Raw genomic sequence first — 20,044 nt, forward strand, 5'->3', positions numbered from 1 at the left:
GCGCGGGAGGCGGGCACACTCAGGGCATGAGAGTGCCCAAGCGTCTGCTGTTGGCCGCCGGGGTGGGCCTGCTGAGCGCCCGCCGCCTGCTGAGTCCACCTTTTGACCTGCGGGGGCGCAGCGTGCTTATCAGCGGCGGGGCGCGGGGCCTCGGCCTGGCGCTGGCCCGCGAGTTCGCGGCGCGGGGGGCCAGGCTCACCCTGCTGGCCCGCACCGCCGCCGACCTCGACCGCGCCGCCGCCGACCTGCGGGGCCGGGGGGCCGCCGTGCACACCGTGACGGGCGACGTGACCGCAGAGGCCGACGTGCGCCGCGCCGTCGAGGAGGCCAACCGCCACCACGGGCGCCTCGACGTGGTCGTCAACAACGCCGGAATCATCACCGTCGGGCCGCTGGAGAACATGGCCGAGAACGATTTCCGCGAGTCGCTGGAGGTCAATGCCCTCGCGCCGCTGCGGCTGACGCGGGCCGCGCTGCCCTTCTTGCGGGCGCGGGGAGGGCGGGTCCTTATCGTGGCGTCCGTGGGGGGCAAGGTGGCGGTGCCGCACCTCGCGCCCTACTCGGTAAGCAAGTTCGCCGTGACCGGGTTGGGGCAGGCGCTGCGGGCCGAACTCGCCCGCGAGGGGGTGGGCGTCACCACCGTCTGCCCCGGCCTGATGCGCACGGGCAGCCCCCGCCACGCCGGGGTGACCGGGCAGGCCGAAAAGGAATATGCCCTCTTTGCCACGGTCGACAACCTGCCCGTGCTCTCGCTGGACGCTGCCGAAGCCGCCCGCCGCATCGTGGACGCCCTGGTCCGCGGCGACGCGGAGACGATGGTGGGCGGTCCCGCGCTGCTGCTGCGCTACGCCCAGGCCCTCGCCCCGCAGCTCACCGCCGACCTGCTCGCGCTGGGGGGGCGTCTGCTCCCCGCTCCAGTGCCGGGTGCCCGCACTGTACCTGGCTCTCAGGCGGAAACGGCCCTCACTGCCCGCAACCCCCTCAAGCAGCGGGCCGAGGCCGACCTGAACGAAGGCGGCCCAACGCTCAGGCCGGAGACGACTTAGATAGAAAAAGTGGCGTAATCCCCCGCTCCTACAGCCCAACCACCCCGCGCTGTCCCGGCGGCACCAGGTCCACGTACTCGCGGTGCTCGCGGATAAACGAGGCCACGAAGGGGCACATCGGCACGACCCCCCGGCCCTGGGCGCGGACGTCGTCGAGGGCGCCGCGCACCAGCCGCGAGCCGAACCCCTTGCCCTCGTGGGCGGGGTCGATTTCGGTGTGGCTGAACATCAGCGCTTCCCCCGCCGGGCGGTACTCGGCAAAGCCCAGCACCTCATCCCCCGAACGCAGCTCGTAGCGGCGCTCGGCCTCGTTGTGGACCACCTGCGGTTCGCTCGTCATGGCTCAGGGTACAGCCCCGCCGTTCTCGCTGTGCGGGGGGGCACCCAGCACCCGCCGCAGCAGCGCGACCTGACCCCAGTGATAGGCGCTGTGGGCGGCGAGGTCGGTCAGGATGTCCCGCGCCCGCTCCGAAGGCGCGTCGGCCAGGGCGCGGGCCTCGGTCAGCCCCAGCCGCAGCTGGGCGAGGAGGGTGACAAAAGCCGACTCGTCCGAGACCTCCGGCCACACGTCGAGGGCTTCGGGCCACGCTGCCGCCCGCCCCGCCGCGAGGTCAAGGCTGGCCCGCGCCGTCACCGCGAGGTGCGCGAGCACTCCAGCCAGGGTGTAGGGCACGCCGGGGAGAGTCCGGGAGGCTTGTGCCCAGCTCAGGTCCGCGAGCAACTGTTCGGGGTCGGGAAAGCTGGTGCCGCCAAAAGCACCCTGCAAGAGGTTCATGCGCCCAGGGTACGGCAGGGCCAGCGCGGGCTTCAGCGGGCACGACCGTCAAGGCGAGGTCAAGGCTGCCTTTCGCCCGTGTGAAGCGCCCCTCAGCGTGGGGAAGAGGGCCAACGCGCAGACTGAGGCGCGAGAGAACAGAGGAGTGCACCATGAGTACGGCAGACCCCCTCCAGCCCCCGGCAAGCGCCACCCCCATCGAAATCCTGCTCGTCGAGGACAGTGAACCTGACATCATCCTGACCCAGGAAGCGTTTGCGGCGGCGGGGGTTTCCAACCGCCTGCATGTGGCCCGCGACGGGGTCGAGGCCCTCGACTTTCTGCGCCGCGCTCCGGGTTACGAGGAGGCCCCGCGCCCCGATGTCATCCTGCTCGACATCAACATGCCGCGCAAGAACGGGCTGGAGGTGCTCGAGGACCTCAAGCGTGACCCTTCCCTCATGACCATCCCGGTGATTGTCCTCACGACCAGCCAGGCCGACGAGGACATCCTGCGTTCTTACCAGGCGCACGCGGCGAGCTACGTGGTTAAGCCCATCGACTTCGCCCATTTTTACCTGGCGATTCAGGCGCTGGGGCGTTACATGCTCAGCATTGTGCGGGTGCCGCCCCATCCGGCGTGAGGGTCAGGGGAGGAATCCGGTAAACCCCAGCCCGGTGCCCTCCGGCCAGCCCAGAGCGAGATTGAGGCTCTGGAGGGCCTGGCCCGCCCCCCCGCGTCCCCTGGGGTCGAGCGCCGCCGTGAGGAGCACCCGCCCGGAGTCGAGGTCAAGGGTGGCCCCCAGTTCGAGGAAGGGGGTGCCCCGCAGCCGGGCGGGGTCGGGGGGGTCGCCCGGCAACAGCCGCACGAACGCCTCGCCGGCATAGGCCTCGCGGAAGGCGCTCCAGACGTCGCGGTCGCTGTAGCCGTCGGGTACCCAGGCTTCGGCGAGCAGCAGCAGCCCGTTCAAACCCGGCAGCCCCGCCGCCGTGAACTCCAGTGGGAAGCGGCCCGGCAGGGCGCGGGCGATTTCAGTGGCTTGGTCATGGCCCACCCCAAAGGCGGGCGCGGACGCTCCCCGCAGTTCGGTCAGGCGCAGGCCACGCGGCAGCAGCACCCCCCGCTCCAGCAGCGGCGCGAGCGTCAGCACGGCGGCGGTCGCGAGGTCGCCGGGGGCGGCCACCTGCGTGGCCCCGCGCAGCGCTGAGCGCGTCCGCTCTGGGAGGCCGTACACCCAGCCCGAACCGGGGGTCAGGGCCTCGGTCACCCGGCGGCGGGTGAGGTCCAGCGTGAGGCGGGTGCCCTCCTGCGGGCCATCCTCCACCGTGTCCGCCAGCACGAGCACGTCGGCCCCTCCCAGCTCGGCGGCGGCGCAAAAGCTCAGGCGGGTGACCCCGCGCAGGGTGGGGTACCGCTCCGCGACGGGCTGCCTGGCCTGGGCGCGGGCGCTCACCCCGGTCACCTCCAGCCGGGGATGTCCCAGCGCCAGCCGCAGGAACTCGGCCCCCTGGGGGGTGTCGCCCCCCAGCAGGGCGACCGAGACCTTCTCGCTCATCCGCTCCCCCTCACAGCCCGAAGCGGGCGTAGATGGCGTCCACGTGCCGCAGGTACCAGTTCAGGTCAAAGGCGGCGTCCAGCTCGGCCTCCGAGAGCGGGTTCGCCGCGTCCGCCGCCAGCAACTCGCGCAGGCCCTCGCCCGTCTCCCAGCTCCGCAGGGCGTTTCGCTGCACGAGGTCGTAGGCGGCCTCGCGGCTCAGGCCCTTCTCGTCGATGAGGGCGTGCAGCACCCGCTGGGAAAAGACCAGCCCGCCGAGGTCGTTCAGGTTCCGCAGCATCCGCTCTGGAAAGACCACCAGGTCCCGCAGCACCCCGGTCAGGCGACGGGTCGCGTAGCTCGCCGCACTCGTGGCGTCGGGCAAGATGACCCGCTCGGCGCTGGAGTGGGAGATGTCGCGCTCGTGCCACAGGGCCACGTTCTCCAGCCCGGTCGTCAGGTAGCCGCGCAGGAGGCGGGCGAGGCCAGTCACGTTCTCGGTCAGGATGGGATTTTTCTTGTGGGGCATTGAGCTGCTGCCCGTCTGTCCCTTGCCGAAAGGTTCCATCGCCTCGCGCACCTCGCTGCGCTGGAGGTGACGAATCTCGACCGCAATCTTTTCCAGCGTGGTGCCCAGGATGGCGAGGGCCGACAGCACCTCCGCATGACGGTCGCGGGCGAGGGTCTGGTTCGTGACGGGCGCGGCCTGCCAGCCCCAGGCGGCGGCGACCTCCTCTTCAATCTGCGGGGAGACGTGCGCGTAGGTGCCCACCGACCCCGACAGCATGACCACCCGCACCCGCCCGCGGGCCGATTGCAGCCGCTCCAGGTCGCGGCCTAAGGTCGCCATCCAGTTCAGAAACTTCAGCCCAAAGGTCATCGGCTCGGCGTGGATGCCGTGGGTGCGGCCCACGGTGGGCGTGTGCTTGTGGGTGACGGCCTGCGTGCGGCAGACCTCCCGCAGCGCCTCCACGTCGGCCACGATGAGGCCCAGGGCTTCGTCCAGCAGCAGGTTCTGGGCGGTGTCCACCACGTCGGTGCTCGTCAGGCCGTGGTGGATGAAGCGGGCTTCCTCCCCGTAGCGCTCGGTCAGGGCGCGGGTAAAGGCGACGATGTCGTGCCGGGTGACGGCCTCTATTTCGGCCACCCGCGCGGCAAAGGCGTCGTCGAGGGGGTCGGCGGCGGCTCGGGCGCTCAGGGCGTGGAAGGCCGCGGGCGGCACCTCGCCGTGCCGGGCCTGCGCCTCCATCGCGGCGAGTTCCACCCGCAGCCAGGCGCGGTACTTGCTCGCCTCGCTCCACAGCGTCTTCATCTCCGGGGTCAGGTAGCGGTCAATCACGCCCGGCAGCGTACCCCAGCCGGGGCGCGGCCCGTGAGCCGGAGCACCATCCCCCCCGGTGCGGTCTGCTTTCTCTGGGCCATGAGCCATCTCCTCACTTGCGCCGCGTGCGGGGCCAAGAACCGCGTTGCTGCTCCTCCCGCCGGGCAGGTGCCCGTCTGCGCCCGCTGCGGGTCGGCCCTGCCCTGGCTGCACGACGGCACCGACGCCACCTTTCAGGAGGACATCCAGGCCCCGGTGCCCGTCCTCGTGGACTTCTGGGCACCGTGGTGCGGCCCCTGCCGGGTGATGGGGCCAGTGCTGGAGGAGGTCGCCCGCGAACGCGCCGGGAAGGTGCGCGTCGTCAAGGTCAACGTCGACGAAAACCCGCAGTCGGCGGCTCGCTATGGGGTTCGCAGCATCCCCACCCTGCTGCTGATGCGGGGCGGCGAGGTGGCCGACACGGTGGTCGGGGCGGTGCCCAAGGCGGCGCTGCTGGAGCGGCTCGCCGCACTTGCGGGCTAGGCCCGGCCTCCCGCGCCTTATCCTGAGCCATGTTGCCAGAGGTCTGGGCCGCTGTAGGGCGCGAGGACTGGGAGGGAGCGCGGGAGCGCCTGGAGGCTGACCCCGACCTCCTCGCCTCCCGCGAGGGGCAGATGGCGCTGGGGTACGTGCTGGCCTACACGGGCGACCCCGCCGGAGCGCGTGAGGTCTACGGGCGGCTGCGGCAGGCCCACGCGGGCGACCCCTGGGAGCACATCGCCGTGCACCAGCTCGGCATGGTGGAGCGGCTGGCGGGCGAGCACCGGGCGGCACTCCGGCTATTTGCGGAGGAACGGGCGCTGATCGGGGCCTTGCCGGAAACCGAGCAGCCCTGGAAACGCGCCGTGAACGGGTACGAACTTACCGTGTGCCACCTCGCGCTGGGGGAGGTCGGGCAGGCCTGCGCCGCGCTGGAAGAAGCCCTGGCGGACGCCCATGCCGCCGACGATCCGATGACATTGGGCTGCCTGCACCGGGCGCGAGGGGACCTCGCCGCGCATGAGGGGGACCAGGCCGGGGCGCGGGCCGCCTATCAGGAGTCCGCCGCCCTCTTCCGCGAAGCCGGGGACGAGCGGGCCGCCGCCGACGCGCAAAGCCGGGCCGACGAATGGAAGGGCGGGGCATGACGGCCCTCCTCATCACGTTGCTGGTCACCCTCAACCTGGGGGGCGGGATGGCGCTGGTGTGGCAACTGGGGCGCGGCGAGTGGACGGCGGCCCTGGGGTCCTTGCTCTTCGTGGTCGCCTTTAACCTGCTGGGCGTCTGGCTGCTGCGGGCGGCGCGGGAGGGGGATTAGCCCTCGCGCCCCCCGTCCTCGCGCCACCAGTCCTCAAAGGGCGTGACGGGCGTGGTGCGCTTGTGCCGGGTGGCCAGGTACAGCCGCTCCAGCCGCGCGGCCACGTCCCCCGGCACCTCGCGGCCTTCGAGGTAGGCGTCAATCTGCGCGTAGGTGACCCCCAGCGCGACCTCGTCGGGGAGGCCGGGGCGGTCGTCTTCGAGGTCGGCGGTGGGCACCTTGCGCCAGGTGGCTTCGGGGGCACCGAGGTGCGCGAGGAGCTGCGCCCCCTGCCGCTTGGTAAGCCCCGTCAGGGGGGTGAGGTCCACGCCGCCGTCGCCGTACTTCGTGAAAAAGCCCGTCAGCGCCTCCGCCGCGTGGTCGGTGCCCACGACCAGCAGGCCCTCCTGCCCGGCGAGGGCGTACTGGGCGACCATCCGCTCGCGGGCCTTGACGTTGCCGCGCACGAAGTCGCGCAGGGGCTGGCCGAGCGCGTCGGCCACCGCCCCCGCCGAGGCGTCCACCGCCGCCTTGATGTTCACGGTCACCGTGCGGTCGGGCCGAATAAACGCCAGCGCTCGCTGGGCATCCGCCTCGTCCGCCTGCACCCCGTAGGGCAGCCGCACGGCGAGGAAGGTGGCCGCGCCCCCCTCCCCGCGCACCCGCTCGGCGGCAAGCTGGCACAGCCGCCCGGCCAGGGTGCTGTCCTGGCCCCCGCTGATGCCGAGGACAAAGCCGCGTGCCCCCGCCGCCCGCAGGTAGTCCGCCAGAAAGGTCACCCGGCGCTCCACCTCGGCGGCGGGGTCGATGTCGGGGAGGACGCCTAGCTCACGGCGGATGTGGTCGCGCAGGGTCGCCATGCCCCCAGGCTAGCGCCCGCGCAACCGCGTGGGGAACAGAGGTCCCGCTCCCCGCCCACTTTGTGCCCCCTGTCACGTACACTCGGCGGCGATGACCGCTGCTCCCCCCCTGCCGACTGCTGGAGCCTCCGCCCTCTCGCTTGACGCGGCGGTCGACCGCCTGGGCCTGGGTCCCTTTCAGTGGCGGCTGCTCGCCATCTGCGGGCTGACCTGGGCCGCCGACGCGATGGAGGTCCTCCTGATGGGCTTCGCGTTGCCGGGCGTCTCGGCGGCCTTTGGGCTGGAGCGCGGTTCGCCCCAGGCGACGGGACTGCTCACGGCCACTTTCGCGGGGATGTTCGTGGGGGCGCTCTTCTGGGGCTGGCTGGCCGACCGCATCGGGCGGCGGGCGGTCTTTTTGACGACCGTGGCGCTGGGGGTGGTCTTTGGCCTCGCGGGGGCTTTTGCGCCGTCGGTGGGGTGGCTGGCCCTGGCCCGCTTCCTGACCGGGTTTGCCATCGGGGGCACCCTCCCGGTGGACTACGCGATGATGGCCGAGTTCGTGCCGGCGCGCTGGCGGGGGCGCTTTTTGGTGTACCTGGAGAGCTTCTGGGCGGTGGGCACGGTGGCGGTCGCGGGGCTGGCGTGGTGGCTGAGCACCCTCTTTGACCCCGCCGAGGGCTGGCGCTGGCTGCTCGCGCTCGCCGCGCTGCCGGGGCTGGTGGGGCTGCTCGCCCGGCTGGGGGTGCCCGATTCGCCCCGCTCGTTGCTGGCGCGGGGGCAACACGCCGCGGCGCGGGCGGCCCTCGCGCGGGTGGCGCGGGCGAACGGCACCGCCCTGCCAGAGCTGCCCTTGCAAGCCCCGCCCCCCGCGCCCCGCGTCTCCCCGGCGGCCCTCCTCGCGGGGGCGCTGCGGCGGCGCACCGTGCTGCTGGCGCTGGTGTGGTTCGGCCTCAGCCTGGGCTACTACGGCATCTTCACCTGGCTGCCGTCCTACCTGCGGGCGGGGGGAATGGACCTCGGCGCGGTGTACCGCACCACCCTGCTGCTCGCGCTCGCGCAGGTGCCGGGTTACTTGCTCGCGGCGTACCTGGTCGAGCGGGTGGGGCGGCGCGGGACCCTGGCGGGATTCCTCGCGGTGTCGTCGGTGGCGGCCTTCCTCTTCCTGCTCGCGGGCACACCGGGGGCGGTCCTGGGCACGTCGGCCCTGCTCTCCTTCGCGCTGCTGGGGGCGTGGGGGGCGCTGTACGCCTACACGCCCGAACTCTTCCCGACCCCGCTGCGGACGACCGGGATGGGCTTCGTGAGCAGCATGGCTCGCCTGGCCTCGCTGCTCTCGCCGTCGCTGGGGGCGCTGCTGCTGACCGGGCAGCTCGCGGTCGCGCTGGGCCTCTTCGCGGCCTGCTTTGCCGGGGCTGCCCTCTTTGCCTGGCTGATTGGAATAGAGACGCGGGGCCAGCAGCTCCGGGACAGCGCCCTGCCGGAGGGGGGCGCATGACGGCGCTCGGCTTTTCCACCCCCCTCTTGACCGACCTCTACCAGCTCACGATGATGCAGGGCTACTGGCAGCGCGGCCTGCACACGCAGGAGGCGGTCTTTGACCTGTACTTCCGCAAGTTGCCCTTTCAGGGGGGCTTCGCGGTGTGGGCCGGGCTGGAACCCGCGCTGGAGGGGCTAGAAACCCTGCGCTTCTCCGAAGAGGACCTTGCCTACCTGGGGGGGCTGGGCCAGTTTCGCCCCGATTTCCTGCGGGCACTGCGCGACTGGCGTTTTTCCGGGAGGGTGACGGCCTTCCGCGAGGGCAGCGTGGTCTTCGCGCATGAGCCGCTGCTCACCGTCCACGCGCCCCTGTGGGAAGCGCAGCTCATCGAGACGGCGCTGCTCAATACCCTGAACTTTCAGACCCTGGTGGCGACCAAAGCCGCCCGCTGCGTCCTCGTGGCAGAGAGCAGCCCGCACGGGGGGCAGGTCGTCGAGTTCGGCACCCGGCGGGCGCAGGGGCCAGACGGGGCGCTGAGCGCGGCGCGGGCCGCTTACGTGGGCGGCGCGGTGGGCACCTCCAACGTGGAGGCGGGGCGGCGCTACGGCCTGCCCGTCAGCGGCACCCACGCCCACGCCTGGGTGGAGAGCTTCCCCGATGAGCTGACGGCCTTCCGCGCCTATGCCGAGCTGTATCCGGAGAGCACCGTCTTGCTGCTGGACACGGTGGACACCCTCCGCAGCGGCCTGCCCAATGCCCTGACCGTCGCCCGCGAGTTGCGCGAGCGCGGCTTTGAACTGCGTGGCGTGCGGCTCGACAGCGGCGACCTCGCCTACCTGTCGCGCCGGGTGCGGGCCGCTTTCGACGAGGCGGGCTTTCCTGGCGTGAAGATTGTGGCCAGCAACGACCTCTCGGAGTCGGTGATCGCGTCGGTCATCGCCGAAGGCGGGCGGGTCGACGTCTACGGGGTGGGCACCCAGCTCGTCACGGCAGGTGGCGAGGGGGGCGGGGCGCTGGGCGGCGTCTACAAGCTCGCTCAGCTCGGCGGCGTGCCCAAGATGAAGCTGACCGGCGAGCCGCGCAAATCCAGCCTGCCCGGAGAAAAGGCCGTGTGGCGGGCGCTGGAGCCGGACGGCAGTTACGCCCTCGACGCCCTCACCCTGGGCGAGGCCCCGCGCCCCGGCGACCGGGTGAGCGACCCCGTCAACCCGCTGCGCTTCTCGCGGGTGCCGGGGGGGTTGGACTGGCGGCCCGCCCGCGAGGTCGTGATGGAGGGGGGAGACCGCACCCACGCTCCTGAACCCTTGCCGGACCTTCAGGCCCGCGCCCGCGCCGACCTCGCCCGGCTTCCGGCGGGAACCCGGCGGCTGCTCAACCCGCACGTCTACCGGGTGGGCCTGGCGGACGACGTGGCGGCGCTGCGCGACCGGGTGGCGGAAGAACTGCGCGGGCACCTCCAGCTTTGAGCGGGGCCGTCTATGTGGGCCGCTTTCAGCCCCCCCACGCGGCGCACCTGGCGAGCATGGGGCACGCGCTGGCTCACGCCCCGCACCTGCTCGTGCTGCTGGGAAGCGCCAACCTCGCCCGCTCGGTCAAAAACCCCTTCAGCGCCGCCGAGCGGGCGGGGATGCTGCGGCGGGCCTTGCGGGAGGCGGGGGCCGACGTGCGCCGGGTGACGTTGCGCCCCCTGGCCGACCGTTTCGACGCCGAACTCTGGGCGGCAGACGTGCGGCGAGCGGCGGCAGAGGCGTTGGGGGAGGGTGCCCCGGTGTCCCTCGTCGGCTTTGAAAAGGACGCCAGCACCGCTTACCTGCGCTGGTTTCCTGGCTGGGGCCGCCTGCCCGTGCCGGAGGTGCCGGGGCTGAACGCGACCGACGTGCGGGCGGCTTACTTGACCGGGCGAGCGCTGCCGCCGGGGGTGCCGGAGGCGGTGCGCGTGTTCCTCACCCGCTTTGCGCGGACGCCCGCCTACCCCCGCCTGCGGGCCGAATGGGCGGCGGTGGAGGCCGCCCGCGCCGCCCTGCCCCCCGGCACCCACCTGCACGAGGAACGTTGGCTGAGGGTCGAGGGGGGAAGGGTCTGGCTGCACACCCGGCGCGACCCCATCGGGGTTGGCCTGTGGGAACTGCCGGGGCGGGTGCTGCCGCCTGGCGAGACGGCGACGGGCGGCGCAGAGTTCGCCCACCCCGCCCGCGCCCTCGTCGCCCCAACGACCGCGCACGTGTACCGGGGGTCCGTACCCGCCGCGTTTTCCGCCCGCCCGGTGCCCCTCGCCCTCGCCCTGCGGACTCCGCGCCGCTTTCACGAGGACCATCATGTGATCTTCATGCAGCTGCTCGGCGGGGCCGCTTCCTCATCCAGCCTGGGCTAAGCCGCTTATTCCCCGTTGACCGGACCGAGAGACACTCGGCCCCTTCCCGGAGGAATGCCATGACCCACGACGACACCGCTGCTGCCCCCACCCCCCTCAACCGCCGCGCTGCCCTGGGCACCCTGGGCAAACTTGGCCTGGGGGCCGCCGCCTTCGGCCTGGCCGGAAGCTCGGTGCTGGCCGCGCCCTCTAAGAACATCGACGTGGACGTGCTGAACTTCGCCTTGAATCTGGAATATCTGGAGGCGGCCTTTTACCTCGCCGCCGTGGGCCGCGTGAACGAGCTGCGGGCCATCGGGGGCGGAGCGGAGATTCGGCTGCCCGCCAGCCTCGACCGCACGCGCGGGATGCAATTCAAGGACAGCAACGTGCAGGCCCTGGCCCGTTCCATCGCGGAAGACGAGTTCCAGCACGTCAAGTTCCTCTATGGGGCGCTGGGCAAGGCCGCCGCGCCGCGCCCGGTCCTCGACCTCGCGGGGGCCTTTGACGCAGCGGGGCAGGCCGCGAGTGGCGGAGCGATCAAGGGCTTCAATCCCTACGCGAACGACCTCTTCTTCCTGCACGGGGCCTTCATCTTCGAGGACGTGGGTGTGACGGCCTACACGGGCGCGGCCCCGCTGATCACCAACCCCGCCTATCTCCAGGCGGCGGCGGGCATCCTGGCCGTCGAGGCGTATCACGGCGGCGCGGTGCGCTCCATGCTGTACGAACAGCGGCAGGTCAGTGCGGCGGCGGGGCTGTACGTCGGCCAGGTCGTGCAGGCCATCAGCAACCTGCGTGGCAAGGTCGGCGGCGGCAAGGACGCGGGCCTCAGCGACGCGCGGGGCAACGCCGTCTTCGCTCCCGCCGATGCGAACGCCGTGGGCTACGGGCGCAGCACCCGCGAGGTGCTCAACATCGTGTACCTCGCCCCCGGAGCGCGGCGTGGCGGGTTCTACCCGAACGGACTGAACGGGACCATCAAGTAACGGGAGGGGGGGGCAGCGAAGGGGGCCGCTTCGGGTTGGGGGCGGCCTTCCTTTAGGCCGGAACAGAGGAAAGCAGGGCCTGGACCCCCTGCACCGGTGTCTGCCTCCCGGCCAGCACCTCTCCGCGCAGCTCGCGCAGCCGCGCGGGGTCCAGCCCCGCCTGAAAGGCCCGCCACGCCGCCTCGCGCAGCAACTCGTCAAACCAAGCGCCCGTCTGCTCGCGGCGCTTCGCGGCGAGGTCCACCGTCCCCCGGTACGCCTCCACCGCCGCCCACAGCTCTGGGATGCCCGCGCCCGTCGCCGCCGACGCTTGCAGGACGCGGGGCCGCCAGGGGGCACCGCGCGGGGTGAGCAGCCGCAGGGCCGCCGTCAGCTCGGTCTGGGCGCGGGTGGCCGCTTTGGGGTCGAGGTCCGCCTTGTTCACCACGCACAGGTCCGCGAGTTCCATGATGCCGCGCTTGATGCCCTGAAGCTCGTCCCCCGCGTTGGGCAGGGTGAGCAGCACGAAGAGGTCGGTCATCGCGGCGACCTGCGTCTCGCTCTGGCCCACGCCCACCGTCTCGACGAGGACCACGTCATACCCGGCGGCCTCGCACAGCAAAATCACCTCGCGGGTGCGCCGGGCCACGCCCCCCAGGGTGCCCCGGCTGGGGCTGGGGCGGATGTAGGCGTTCGGGTGAACCGTCAGCCGGGGCATCCGCGTCTTGTCGCCCATGATAGAGCCGCCCGTGCGGGCGCTCGACGGGTCCACCGCGAGCACGGCCACCCGGTGCCCCGCGTCCGCGAGGTGCAGCCCCAGCGCCTCGATGAGCGTGCTCTTGCCCACCCCCGGCACCCCGGTCAGGCCCACCCGGATGCTGCGCCCGGTGTGCGGCAGCAGCCCCGCGAGGAGGGATTGCGCCTGCGCCTCGTGGTCGGGCCGGGTGGATTCGGTCAGGGTGATGGCGCGGGCCAGGGCGCGGCGGTCGCCCGCGAGCAGGGGAGGGGCGAGGGGATGCTCAGGCATGACCAACCATCAACACTTTGCGTTCCTCGGCACGGGCTGGAGAAAGCTCCGCAGCGGCGTGGTCACCCCGGCGCGGCGCTCCCCCGTCTCGCGAACCAGGCGGCCCCGCGCGTCGAACACGCCCCGTACGTCCAGCAGCCGCCCGGCAAAGCCGTTCCACTCGACCCGGACCCCGGCCAGTCGCCCGGCGCGGTCGTAGCTCTGGCGCACCACGAGCGTGTTGTCGGGGAAGCGGTGGCCGTGGGTCAGGAAGCGCACCCGCCCCCCGCGGTCCACGGTCAGCCGCAGGTCCTCCACGGTGCAGGTTCGCAGGTCCCCCACCACGACGGGGCGGGCCGTCACCGTGCGGGCGGGCAGGCCCGGCACCGGGGGCAGGTGGGGGGCTTGTGCGGCGGCGAGGGGCGCGAGGCAGAGCAGGGGGAGGAGCAGGCGTTTCATGAGGGGTTAGCTCCGCGCAGCTTGTGCACCGGCCTGACCCGCCCGCCCCCGCAGCAGCCCCAGCACCTCCCGCGCCGAAGTCAGGATGGGCGTGCCCGGCCCGAAGATGGCCGCCACCCCTGCCGCCCGCAGCGCCGCGTAATCCTGCTGCGGAATCACCCCGCCCGCCACGACGAGGATGTCCCCGGCCCCCTGCTCGCGCAGCGCCGCGATGAGCTGCGGAATCAGGGTCTTGTGTCCGGCGGCCTGGCTGCTCACGCCGATGACGTGCACGTCGTTCTCGACCGCCTGCCGCGCGGCTTCCTCCGGCGTCTGAAAGAGGGGGCCGACGTCTACGTCGAAGCCGAGGTCGGCAAAGCCCGTGGCGATGACTTTCGCCCCCCGGTCGTGGCCGTCTTGGCCCATCTTGACGACCAGGATGCGGGGGCGGCGGCCTTCGGCCTCGGCAAAGGCCTCGATGTCGGCCCGCAAGGACGCGAAGCCCTCGTCGCCCTCGTAGCCCTGGGCGTAGACGCCCGACAAGGTGCGCACCTCGGCCTGGTGGCGGCCCCAGACCCGCTCCAGCGCGTCACTGACCTCGCCCACGGTCGCCCGCGCCCGCATCGCCTCCACGCTGAGGGCGAGCAGGTTGCCCTCGCCCGTGCGGGCGGCGTCCTCCAGCGCGGCGAGGGCCGAGCGCACCGCTTCTCCGTCGCGCTCGGCCCTCAGACGCTCCAGCCGCGCGAGCTGGGCGGTCCGCACCGCCGCATTGTCGATGTCGAGCACCTCGACGGGCGTCTCTGCCGCCGGGCGGTACTTGTTCACGCCGACAATCACGTCTTCGCCCCGGTCGATGCGGGCCTGCTTGCGGGTCGCCGACTCCTCGATGCGCAGCTTGGGCACCCCCGACTCGATGGCCTTGGCCATGCCGCCGAGTTCCTCGACCTCGCGCATCAGCTCGCGGGCCTTCTGGGCGAGGTCGTGGGTCAATCTCTCCATCAGGTACGAGCCGCCCCAGGGGTCGACGACGTGCGGGATGCCCGTCTCCTCCTGGAGGATGAGCTGCGTGTTCCGCGCGATGCGGGCCGAGAAGTCGGTGGGGAGGCCGATGGCCTCGTCAAAGGCGTTCGTGTGCAGGCTCTGGGTGCCCCCAAAGACCGCCGCCATTGCCTCAATCGCCGTGCGCACCACGTTGTTGTAAGGGTCTTGCTCGGTCAAGGACCAGCCCGACGTCTGACAGTGGGTTCGCAGGGCGCGGCTCATGGGATTTTGCGGCCCGAACTGCCCCATAATCTCCGACCACAGCAGCCGGGCGGCCCGCAGCTTGGCGACTTCGGTGTAGAAGTTCATGCCGACCGCGAAGAAAAAGGAGAGCCGGGGCGCGAACTCGTCCACGCTGAGGCCCCTGGCGAGGGCCGCCCGCACGTACTCCAGCCCGTCCGCGAGCGTGTAGGCGAGTTCCAGGGCGGCATTGGCCCCCGCCTCTTGCAGGTGGTAGCCCGAAATCGAGATGGAGTTAAAGCGCGGCATCTCCCGCGCCGTATACGCGATGATATCCGCCACAATCCGCATGGACGGCTCTGGCGGGTAGATGTAGGTGTTGCGCACCATGAACTCTTTGAGGATGTCGTTCTGGATGGTGCCGGAGAGCTGGGCGCGGGGCACCCCCTGTTCCTCGCCCGCGACGATGAAGGCGGCGAGCACGGGCAGTACGGCCCCGTTCATCGTCATGGACACCGACATCTCCGCCAGCGGGATGCCGTCAAAGAGAATCTTCATGTCCTCGACACTGTCAATCGCCACGCCCGCCTTGCCCACGTCGCCCACCACGCGGGGGTGGTCCGAGTCGTAGCCCCGGTGGGTGGCGAGGTCAAAGGCCACGCTGAGGCCTTTTTGCCCGGCGGCGAGGTTGCGGCGGTAAAAGGCGTTCGATTCCTCGGCAGTCGAAAAGCCCGCGTACTGGCGGATGGTCCAGGGGCGGGCCGCGTACATGGTGGCGCGGGGACCACGGATAAAGGGCGGCAGGCCGGGCAGGGTGTCGGTGGGGAGGCCCTGCACGTCGGCGGCGGTATAGAGGGGCCGCAGGGTCAGGCCTTCGGGCGTGACGCGGTTGAGCGTCGCCGGGTCCGCGCCGCGCAGGTCCTTTTGGGCGAGGGCTTTCCAGGCGGAGAGGTCGGTCGGCGTCTGAGGGGGCGTGTCAGTCGGTGGTTCAGGCGGGACGGTCATGGGCGGGAAGCCTCCAGAAGGGGGAAAGAAGGGGTCATCGTTTCCCGCATGATGCCACCGCTGGGGGCCAGAGGGCCGGGCAAGCGGGCGCTTCCCACCCCCGCCGCCGAGGGAAGCGGCCCCACCATGAGAAGGGTTAACATGGCCGGGTGACCGCTTTTCCCCGCGCCGTCAAGCTCGCCCCCAGCCTCCTGTCTTGCGACTTCACCCGCCTGGGCGAGGAGTTGCAGGCCATCGCGGACGCCGACTGGGCGCATGTGGACGTGATGGATGGCCACTTCGTGCCCAACATCTCCTTCGGGGTGCCGATTCTGGCGGCGGCGCGGCGGGCTTCCCCCCTCCCCATGGACGTTCACCTGATGGTTAAGGCCCCCGAACGCTACCTGCGCGACTTTGCGGGGGCCGGGGCGGACGGCCTCACCGTGCATGTGGAGGCCACCGCGCACCTTCACCGCGCCGTGGGGATGATTCGCGAACTGGGTAAGCGGGCGGGCGTGACCCTCAACCCCGGCACTCCCCTCGAAGCCGTGCGCCCGGTGCTGGGGGACGTGGACCTCGTGCTCGTGATGAGTGTGAATCCTGGCTTCGGCGGACAGAAGTTCATTCCGGAGAGCGTGGAGCGGGTCCGCACCCTGCGCCGCTGGCTGGACGAGCTGGGCAGCCCCGCCGAGCTTCAGGTGGACGGTGGCGTCACCCCCGCCAACGCCCGCTTGCTCGCGGAGGCGGGGGCGAGCTGCCTCGTCGCGGGGAGCAGCGTCTTCGGGCCAGACGGGGCAGCGGCGGGCCTCGCCCGGTTGCGGGAGGCCCTCGCATGAGGCTGCGGGTCGACCTGCTCCCCCACGGCGCGTATTCCGATGTGGTGCTCGTCGTGGACGTGCTGCGGGCGACCACGACCGCCGTGGCTTTCCTGGAGCGCGGGGCGGAAGCGCTCCTCCTCACGGCCACCCTGGAAGCGGCGCTCGCCCGCCAGGGGGCAGGGGTGTTGCTCGCGGGTGAGCGCGGCGGCCTGCCCCCCGCGGGCTTTGACCTCGGCAACAGCCCGGTGGAGGTCGCCGCCGGAACTTTTGCCGGGCAGACGGTCGTGATGAACACCACCAACGGCACCGCCGCCGCGCACCTCGCCGCCGCGACCGGCAAGCATGTCCTCCTCGCGGCGCTCACGAACGCCCACGCCGCCGCTCGCCGCGCCCGCGCCCTGGCAACCGAGGAAATCGCCATCGTGTGCGCCGGCACCGGGGGCCGCGCCGGGATGGAGGACGTGTACGCCGCCGGGGTGCTCGCCGAATACCTCCTCGCGATGGGCGACTTTGCCACTGACGACGGAGCACGCATCGCTCTGACCGTGCGCCGCAGCTTCGGCAACCCCGCCGAGGTGCTCGCGGGCAGCGCTCATGGCGCGTTCCTGGCCCGCATCGGGCTGGAAGAAGACGTGCGCTTTGCCGCGGGCGTCAGCGTGAGCACCGTGGTGCCCCTCCTCGACCCGGCGGGCGGGGCAGAGGACGCGCTGCGGTTCGTGGCGGGCTGAGGGGAGGGGCTGACGCGGGTCGGGGTACGCCACAGCCCCATCACAGCGCGTTTGCTACATCTGTCGCCGGGGCCATCCGTCTGGCGGCCTCGTCAGCGTCTCTACTCTCCCTGAACCTGCCCCCGAAGGAGTCACCCATGTCCCGCCCCGCTGCCCCCCTCGCCGCTCTGACCCTTCTCCTGCTCGCTGCCTGTGGTCAGCTCCCCACCTCCCAGGGACTCACTCCGCAGGTCGACGCGCCTGCCTTCGCCGCCCTCGCCCCGCAGGCGCTGAGCAGCAGTGCTGCCGACAGCTGGCGGCAGCAGGTGATTTACCTCGCCCTGCCCGACCGCTTCCACAACGGCTCTGTGGCCAACGACAACGCGGGGCAGCCCTACTGCTTCGACCCCGCCTGGCCGACGAAGTTCCACGGGGGCGACCTCGCGGGCCTGCGGTCCAAGCTGGGTTACCTCAAGGACTTGGGGGTCGGCACCCTGTGGACCACCCCGGTTTACGCCCAGGTGCCGGAGGTGAATCCGCGCACGTCCGGCGCGTCGTGCGGCTACCACGGGTACTGGCCCGACTTCCGCAATCCGAGCGACCTCGCGGTCGAACCCAAGCTGGGGACCGCGAGCGACCTGAGCGGCCTGATTGCCGACCTGCACGCGAATGGGATGCGCTACATGATGGACATGGTCGTCAACCACGCCGGGTACGGGGCGGCGGTCACCCGCTCCAATCCCGGCTGGTTCCACCCGGACTGCTCGGGGGACGACGTGAACTGCCCCCTGGCGGGCCTGCCCGACTTCCGGCAGGAGGACAGCACGGTCGCGGCCTACCTCACCACCCTGAGCAAGAACTGGACGAGCGCCTACGCCATCGACGCCATCCGCATGGACACCGCCAAGCACGTCCCCCTGAACTACTGGCAGGGCAGCTGGGTGCCCGGCGTGCTCGCCAGCCGCCCAAACACGTTCCTGCTCGCCGAAGCGTTCCTCACGGGCGGGGCCTCGCAGCTCAAGCCCTACCTCGACGCGGGCTTCGACAGCACCTTTAACTTTCCGCTGCGCAACGCCCTGGTGAGCGCCTTTGCCAAGGGCGGGAGCCTCGATGCGGTCGCGGGGAGCGTGCAGGATTCTGTCGGCACCCTGGGTCTGAGCCGAGCGCTCCTGACCGTCAACCTGCTCGACAACCACGACGTGCCGCGCTTTCTCAACGAGCCGGGCTACGGGGTGCCGGAAGACGAGATTCGCCGCCGCTATCACCTGGGCCTCGCGGCCCTCTTCACCCTGCCGGGGATTCCGCAGCTCTACTACGGCAACGAGCTGGGAATGTATGGGGGCGCGGACCCCGACAACCGCCGCGACATGCCGTCCTGGGCCTGGACGAGCAGCGGGCGCAGCGGCACCTACAGCGGCTTCCTGCCCAATCCGGGCCTGACCTACAACCTGGTGCAAAAGCTCGCGGGTGTGCGCCGGAATAACCCCGGCCTGTGGAAAGGCTCTTACGCCGAGCTGTGGCGGCCCAACGGCGGCACGAACGTCTTTGCCTTCTACCGGGGCTACAGCGACAGCACGGTGAGCAGCCGCCTGGTCGTGGCGTTCAACAACTCCCCCGCCAGCGCCAGCGTCACCGTGAATATCGGGGCGAATACGGCCATCAGCTCGGCGGACCGCACCTATCTCGCCAGCCGCACCTTCGACGACCTCGCCGGACAGGGTGCCCCCGCCACCGCCACGAGCAGCGGCGGCCTGCTCACCCTCAGCCTCCCGGCCAAGACCTTCGCCATCTACCGGGCACGCTGAGGCCCGGCGCGGGCTGGGGGGGTGCGGGCCAGAACGGTTCCCCGCGCTACCCTGTCCCCCATGACCGTGACCGACCTTCACCTCCCCGCCGTGACCCCGGTGGACTCCATCGACTGGGCGAGCATTCCCAGCCCCGCCTTTGTCCTCGACGAGACGCGGCTGCGGCGCAACCTTGCCCTCATCTCGCACGTGCAGCGCGAGAGCGGGGCGCAAATCATCGTCGCTTTCAAAGGCTTTGCCATGTGGAGCACCTTCCCCCTCCTGCGCGAGTACGGCATCACCGGGGCCACCGCGAGCAGCCTGAACGAGGCGCGGCTCGCCCGTGAGGAGCTGGGGGGCGAGGTCCACGTGTATGCCCCCGCCTACAGTGAGGAGGACTTCCCGCAGATTCTGGAGCTGGCCGACCACCTCGTCTTTAACTCCTTTTCCCAGTGGGAGCGCTTTCGCCCGCAGGTTGAGGCGGCGCGGGCGGCGGGAAGGCAACTTCACGTCGGCCTCCGGGTCAACCCCGAATACGCCGAGGTCGAGACGGACCTCTACAACCCCGCCGGGCCGTTCTCGCGCCTGGGGGTGACCCGCCGCGAGTTCCGGGAGGACCTGCTGGAGGGCATTGACGGCCTGCACTTCCATACGCTGTGCGAAAAGGACTCCGACACGCTGGAGCGCACGCTGGAGGTGCTGGAGCGCAACTTCGGCGAGTTCCTGCCCCGCATGAAGTGGGTCAACTTCGGCGGCGGCCACCTGATGACCCGCGAGGGGTACGACCTGGAACGCCTCATTCGGGTGGTGCGGGCCTTTCGCGAGAAATGGGGCGTGCACGTCATCCTCGAACCCGGCTCGGCTTTCGGCTGGCAGACGGGCTGGCTGGTGAGCAGCGTGCTCGACGTGGTGCACAACGTCAAGGACATCGCCCTGCTGGACATCTCGGTGTCGGCCCACATGCCCGACGTCCTAGAGATGCCCTACCGCCCCCGCATCCTGGGCGCGGGCGACCCCCCGTCAGACGAGCACCGCGAGGCCACCGAGACGGGCGGCGGCCACCCCTACCTCATCGGCGGCACGACCTGCCTCGCCGGGGACGTGGTGGGCGAGTACGTCTTTGACCGCGAGCTGCGCGTTGGCGACCGGGTGGTCTTCGACGACATGATTCACTACACGATGGTCAAAACGACCTTTTTCAACGGCGTCAAGCACCCCGACATCGGCATCCTGCACGCGGACGGGCGCTACGAGCGGGTCAAGACCTTTGGGTACGAGGAGTTCAAGGCCAAGCTGAGTTGAGGTCCGTAGGCGAGCGCCCCCACCACTTCGGGCCGGGGGCGCTCGCCTGTTGCTGGATTCACATCAAATGCGGCTTCGGGAGGGGGGCGCGGGGGAGGGCGGAACGTCGCCGCCGACCCACCACGCGGCCTATTCGGACCCGTCCTCCGGCGAGCACGCCGGGGGCGCGGGAGACA

21 protein-coding genes are annotated in these 20,044 nt (G+C 71.5%); 13 read left to right on the plus strand and 8 right to left on the minus strand.

What is annotated here, in order from left to right; all coding sequences use genetic code 11:
* Window positions 1-26 precede the first annotated feature (26 nt).
* Window positions 27-1,046, plus strand: coding sequence for an SDR family NAD(P)-dependent oxidoreductase (locus H565_RS0110435; protein ID WP_027460979.1), 1,020 nt, complete (start codon window positions 27-29; stop codon window positions 1,044-1,046).
* Window positions 1,047-1,074: 28 nt separating this feature from the next.
* On the opposite strand, the gene H565_RS0110440 is transcribed toward H565_RS0110435, so the two are convergent.
* Together H565_RS0110440 and H565_RS0110445 are read right to left on the minus strand one after the other, a co-directional pair.
* Window positions 1,075-1,386, minus strand: coding sequence for a GNAT family N-acetyltransferase (locus H565_RS0110440; protein WP_027460980.1), 312 nt, complete (start codon window positions 1,384-1,386; stop codon window positions 1,075-1,077).
* 3 nt (window positions 1,387-1,389) lie between these two features.
* On the minus strand, window positions 1,390-1,821 hold the full coding sequence (locus tag H565_RS0110445; protein WP_027460981.1) for a DinB family protein: 432 nt from the start codon (window positions 1,819-1,821) through the stop codon (window positions 1,390-1,392).
* A gap of 152 nt (window positions 1,822-1,973) precedes the next feature.
* Between H565_RS0110445 and H565_RS0110450 the strand changes: the two genes are divergently transcribed.
* Window positions 1,974-2,444 (plus strand): response regulator, encoded by a 471-nt coding sequence (locus tag H565_RS0110450; protein WP_027460982.1) that lies wholly within the window; start codon window positions 1,974-1,976, stop codon window positions 2,442-2,444.
* A 3-nt stretch (window positions 2,445-2,447) separates the two neighbouring features.
* On the opposite strand, the gene H565_RS0110455 is transcribed toward H565_RS0110450, so the two are convergent.
* Window positions 2,448-3,356: a hypothetical protein gene (locus H565_RS0110455; protein WP_027460983.1), complete on the minus strand. Its 909-nt coding sequence runs from the start codon at window positions 3,354-3,356 to the stop codon at window positions 2,448-2,450.
* A 10-nt stretch (window positions 3,357-3,366) separates the two neighbouring features.
* Window positions 3,367-4,674: an adenylosuccinate lyase gene (purB, locus tag H565_RS0110460; protein ID WP_027460984.1), complete on the minus strand. Its 1,308-nt coding sequence runs from the start codon at window positions 4,672-4,674 to the stop codon at window positions 3,367-3,369.
* An 81-nt stretch (window positions 4,675-4,755) separates the two neighbouring features.
* Here purB and trxC point away from each other — a divergent pair, with 81 nt between their 5' ends.
* From trxC to H565_RS16625, 3 genes are read left to right on the plus strand one after another with little or no spacing between them, the layout of a single operon-like run.
* The gene (gene trxC / locus H565_RS0110465; RefSeq protein WP_027460985.1) at window positions 4,756-5,178 is read left to right on the plus strand and encodes a thioredoxin TrxC; all 423 of its coding nucleotides are present in this window, start codon (window positions 4,756-4,758) and stop codon (window positions 5,176-5,178) included.
* A gap of 29 nt (window positions 5,179-5,207) precedes the next feature.
* Window positions 5,208-5,822, plus strand: coding sequence for a hypothetical protein (locus tag H565_RS16455; protein ID WP_027460986.1), 615 nt, complete (start codon window positions 5,208-5,210; stop codon window positions 5,820-5,822).
* On the plus strand, window positions 5,819-5,992 hold the full coding sequence (locus H565_RS16625; protein ID WP_162472463.1) for a hypothetical protein: 174 nt from the start codon (window positions 5,819-5,821) through the stop codon (window positions 5,990-5,992). Before H565_RS16455 ends, H565_RS16625 begins: the two co-directional genes overlap by 4 nt.
* Here H565_RS16625 and nadE read toward each other — a convergent pair.
* Window positions 5,989-6,831, minus strand: a complete 843-nt coding sequence (gene nadE, locus H565_RS0110480; protein ID WP_027460988.1) for an ammonia-dependent NAD(+) synthetase — start codon at window positions 6,829-6,831, stop codon at window positions 5,989-5,991. The two genes, H565_RS16625 and nadE, sit on opposite strands and share 4 nt — an antisense overlap.
* A gap of 91 nt (window positions 6,832-6,922) precedes the next feature.
* Here nadE and H565_RS0110485 point away from each other — a divergent pair, with 91 nt between their 5' ends.
* The 4 genes from H565_RS0110485 to H565_RS0110500 are packed head-to-tail and all read left to right on the plus strand — an operon-like array spanning window position 6,923 to window position 11,629.
* Window positions 6,923-8,308, plus strand: coding sequence for an MFS transporter (locus H565_RS0110485; RefSeq protein ID WP_051363550.1), 1,386 nt, complete (start codon window positions 6,923-6,925; stop codon window positions 8,306-8,308).
* Window positions 8,305-9,756, plus strand: coding sequence for a nicotinate phosphoribosyltransferase (pncB, locus tag H565_RS0110490; protein ID WP_027460990.1), 1,452 nt, complete (start codon window positions 8,305-8,307; stop codon window positions 9,754-9,756). The genes H565_RS0110485 and pncB overlap by 4 nt, the downstream gene beginning before the upstream one ends.
* Window positions 9,753-10,661 carry an adenylyltransferase/cytidyltransferase family protein gene (locus H565_RS0110495; protein ID WP_027460991.1) on the plus strand — a complete coding sequence of 303 codons (909 nt, stop codon included), beginning with the start codon at window positions 9,753-9,755 and terminating at the stop codon, window positions 10,659-10,661. Before pncB ends, H565_RS0110495 begins: the two co-directional genes overlap by 4 nt.
* Before the next feature lie 59 nt (window positions 10,662-10,720).
* Window positions 10,721-11,629, plus strand: a complete 909-nt coding sequence (locus H565_RS0110500) for a ferritin-like domain-containing protein (RefSeq protein ID WP_027460992.1) — start codon at window positions 10,721-10,723, stop codon at window positions 11,627-11,629.
* Between the two features lie 52 nt (window positions 11,630-11,681).
* Here the strand turns inward: H565_RS0110500 and meaB are convergent, their stop codons facing one another.
* Genes meaB through scpA form a run of 3 tightly spaced genes read right to left on the minus strand, consistent with a single transcriptional unit; the run spans window position 11,682 to window position 15,278 of the window.
* On the minus strand, window positions 11,682-12,635 hold the full coding sequence (gene meaB / locus H565_RS0110505; protein ID WP_027460993.1) for a methylmalonyl Co-A mutase-associated GTPase MeaB: 954 nt from the start codon (window positions 12,633-12,635) through the stop codon (window positions 11,682-11,684).
* A gap of 9 nt (window positions 12,636-12,644) precedes the next feature.
* Entirely contained in the window at window positions 12,645-13,073 is a 429-nt protein-coding gene (locus tag H565_RS0110510) for a hypothetical protein (protein WP_027460994.1), read from the minus strand.
* Between the two features lie 6 nt (window positions 13,074-13,079).
* The gene (scpA, locus tag H565_RS15120) at window positions 13,080-15,278 is read right to left on the minus strand and encodes a methylmalonyl-CoA mutase (RefSeq protein WP_051363551.1); all 2,199 of its coding nucleotides are present in this window, start codon (window positions 15,276-15,278) and stop codon (window positions 13,080-13,082) included.
* Window positions 15,279-15,427: 149 nt separating this feature from the next.
* On the opposite strand from scpA, the gene rpe reads away from it, so the two are divergent.
* The 4 genes from rpe to nspC all read left to right on the plus strand — a co-directional run bounded on the left by rpe (window position 15,428) and on the right by nspC (window position 19,868).
* Complete coding sequence (rpe, locus tag H565_RS0110520) at window positions 15,428-16,093, plus strand: ribulose-phosphate 3-epimerase (RefSeq protein ID WP_027460995.1); 666 nt, start codon at window positions 15,428-15,430, stop codon at window positions 16,091-16,093.
* Complete coding sequence (locus H565_RS0110525; RefSeq protein ID WP_027460996.1) at window positions 16,090-16,803, plus strand: 2-phosphosulfolactate phosphatase; 714 nt, start codon at window positions 16,090-16,092, stop codon at window positions 16,801-16,803. Before rpe ends, H565_RS0110525 begins: the two co-directional genes overlap by 4 nt.
* A 137-nt stretch (window positions 16,804-16,940) precedes the next feature.
* Window positions 16,941-18,587: an alpha-amylase family glycosyl hydrolase gene (locus H565_RS0110530; protein WP_027460997.1), complete on the plus strand. Its 1,647-nt coding sequence runs from the start codon at window positions 16,941-16,943 to the stop codon at window positions 18,585-18,587.
* Window positions 18,588-18,647: 60 nt separating this feature from the next.
* Window positions 18,648-19,868, plus strand: coding sequence for a carboxynorspermidine decarboxylase (gene nspC / locus H565_RS0110535; protein WP_027460998.1), 1,221 nt, complete (start codon window positions 18,648-18,650; stop codon window positions 19,866-19,868).
* Window positions 19,869-20,044: the final 176 nt, after the last annotated feature.

The sequence above is a fragment of the Deinococcus murrayi DSM 11303 genome, assembly GCF_000482805.1.
In the GTDB taxonomy this organism is placed as follows: Bacteria; Deinococcota; Deinococci; order Deinococcales; family Deinococcaceae; genus Deinococcus; species Deinococcus murrayi.

Bases quoted from the DNA above. Each gene is read 5' to 3' on its own strand.
- H565_RS0110530 (WP_027460997.1), top strand. From the start codon at position 16,941: ATGTCCCGCCCCGCTGCCCCCCTCGCCGCTCTGACCCTTCTCCTGCTC.
- meaB (WP_027460993.1), bottom strand. From the start codon at position 12,635: ATGCCTGAGCATCCCCTCGCCCCTCCCCTGCTCGCGGGCGACCGCCGC.
- H565_RS0110510 (WP_027460994.1), bottom strand. From the start codon at position 13,073: ATGAAACGCCTGCTCCTCCCCCTGCTCTGCCTCGCGCCCCTCGCCGCC.
- H565_RS0110500 (WP_027460992.1), top strand. From the start codon at position 10,721: ATGACCCACGACGACACCGCTGCTGCCCCCACCCCCCTCAACCGCCGC.
- H565_RS16455 (WP_027460986.1), top strand. From the start codon at position 5,208: ATGTTGCCAGAGGTCTGGGCCGCTGTAGGGCGCGAGGACTGGGAGGGA.
- scpA (WP_051363551.1), bottom strand. From the start codon at position 15,278: ATGACCGTCCCGCCTGAACCACCGACTGACACGCCCCCTCAGACGCCG.
- H565_RS0110440 (WP_027460980.1), bottom strand. From the start codon at position 1,386: ATGACGAGCGAACCGCAGGTGGTCCACAACGAGGCCGAGCGCCGCTAC.
- H565_RS0110525 (WP_027460996.1), top strand. From the start codon at position 16,090: ATGAGGCTGCGGGTCGACCTGCTCCCCCACGGCGCGTATTCCGATGTG.
- H565_RS0110450 (WP_027460982.1), top strand. From the start codon at position 1,974: ATGAGTACGGCAGACCCCCTCCAGCCCCCGGCAAGCGCCACCCCCATC.
- H565_RS0110435 (WP_027460979.1), top strand. From the start codon at position 27: ATGAGAGTGCCCAAGCGTCTGCTGTTGGCCGCCGGGGTGGGCCTGCTG.
- H565_RS0110485 (WP_051363550.1), top strand. From the start codon at position 6,923: ATGACCGCTGCTCCCCCCCTGCCGACTGCTGGAGCCTCCGCCCTCTCG.
- nadE (WP_027460988.1), bottom strand. From the start codon at position 6,831: ATGGCGACCCTGCGCGACCACATCCGCCGTGAGCTAGGCGTCCTCCCC.
- trxC (WP_027460985.1), top strand. From the start codon at position 4,756: ATGAGCCATCTCCTCACTTGCGCCGCGTGCGGGGCCAAGAACCGCGTT.
- pncB (WP_027460990.1), top strand. From the start codon at position 8,305: ATGACGGCGCTCGGCTTTTCCACCCCCCTCTTGACCGACCTCTACCAG.
- H565_RS0110445 (WP_027460981.1), bottom strand. From the start codon at position 1,821: ATGAACCTCTTGCAGGGTGCTTTTGGCGGCACCAGCTTTCCCGACCCC.
- H565_RS0110455 (WP_027460983.1), bottom strand. From the start codon at position 3,356: ATGAGCGAGAAGGTCTCGGTCGCCCTGCTGGGGGGCGACACCCCCCAG.
- H565_RS16625 (WP_162472463.1), top strand. From the start codon at position 5,819: ATGACGGCCCTCCTCATCACGTTGCTGGTCACCCTCAACCTGGGGGGC.
- nspC (WP_027460998.1), top strand. From the start codon at position 18,648: ATGACCGTGACCGACCTTCACCTCCCCGCCGTGACCCCGGTGGACTCC.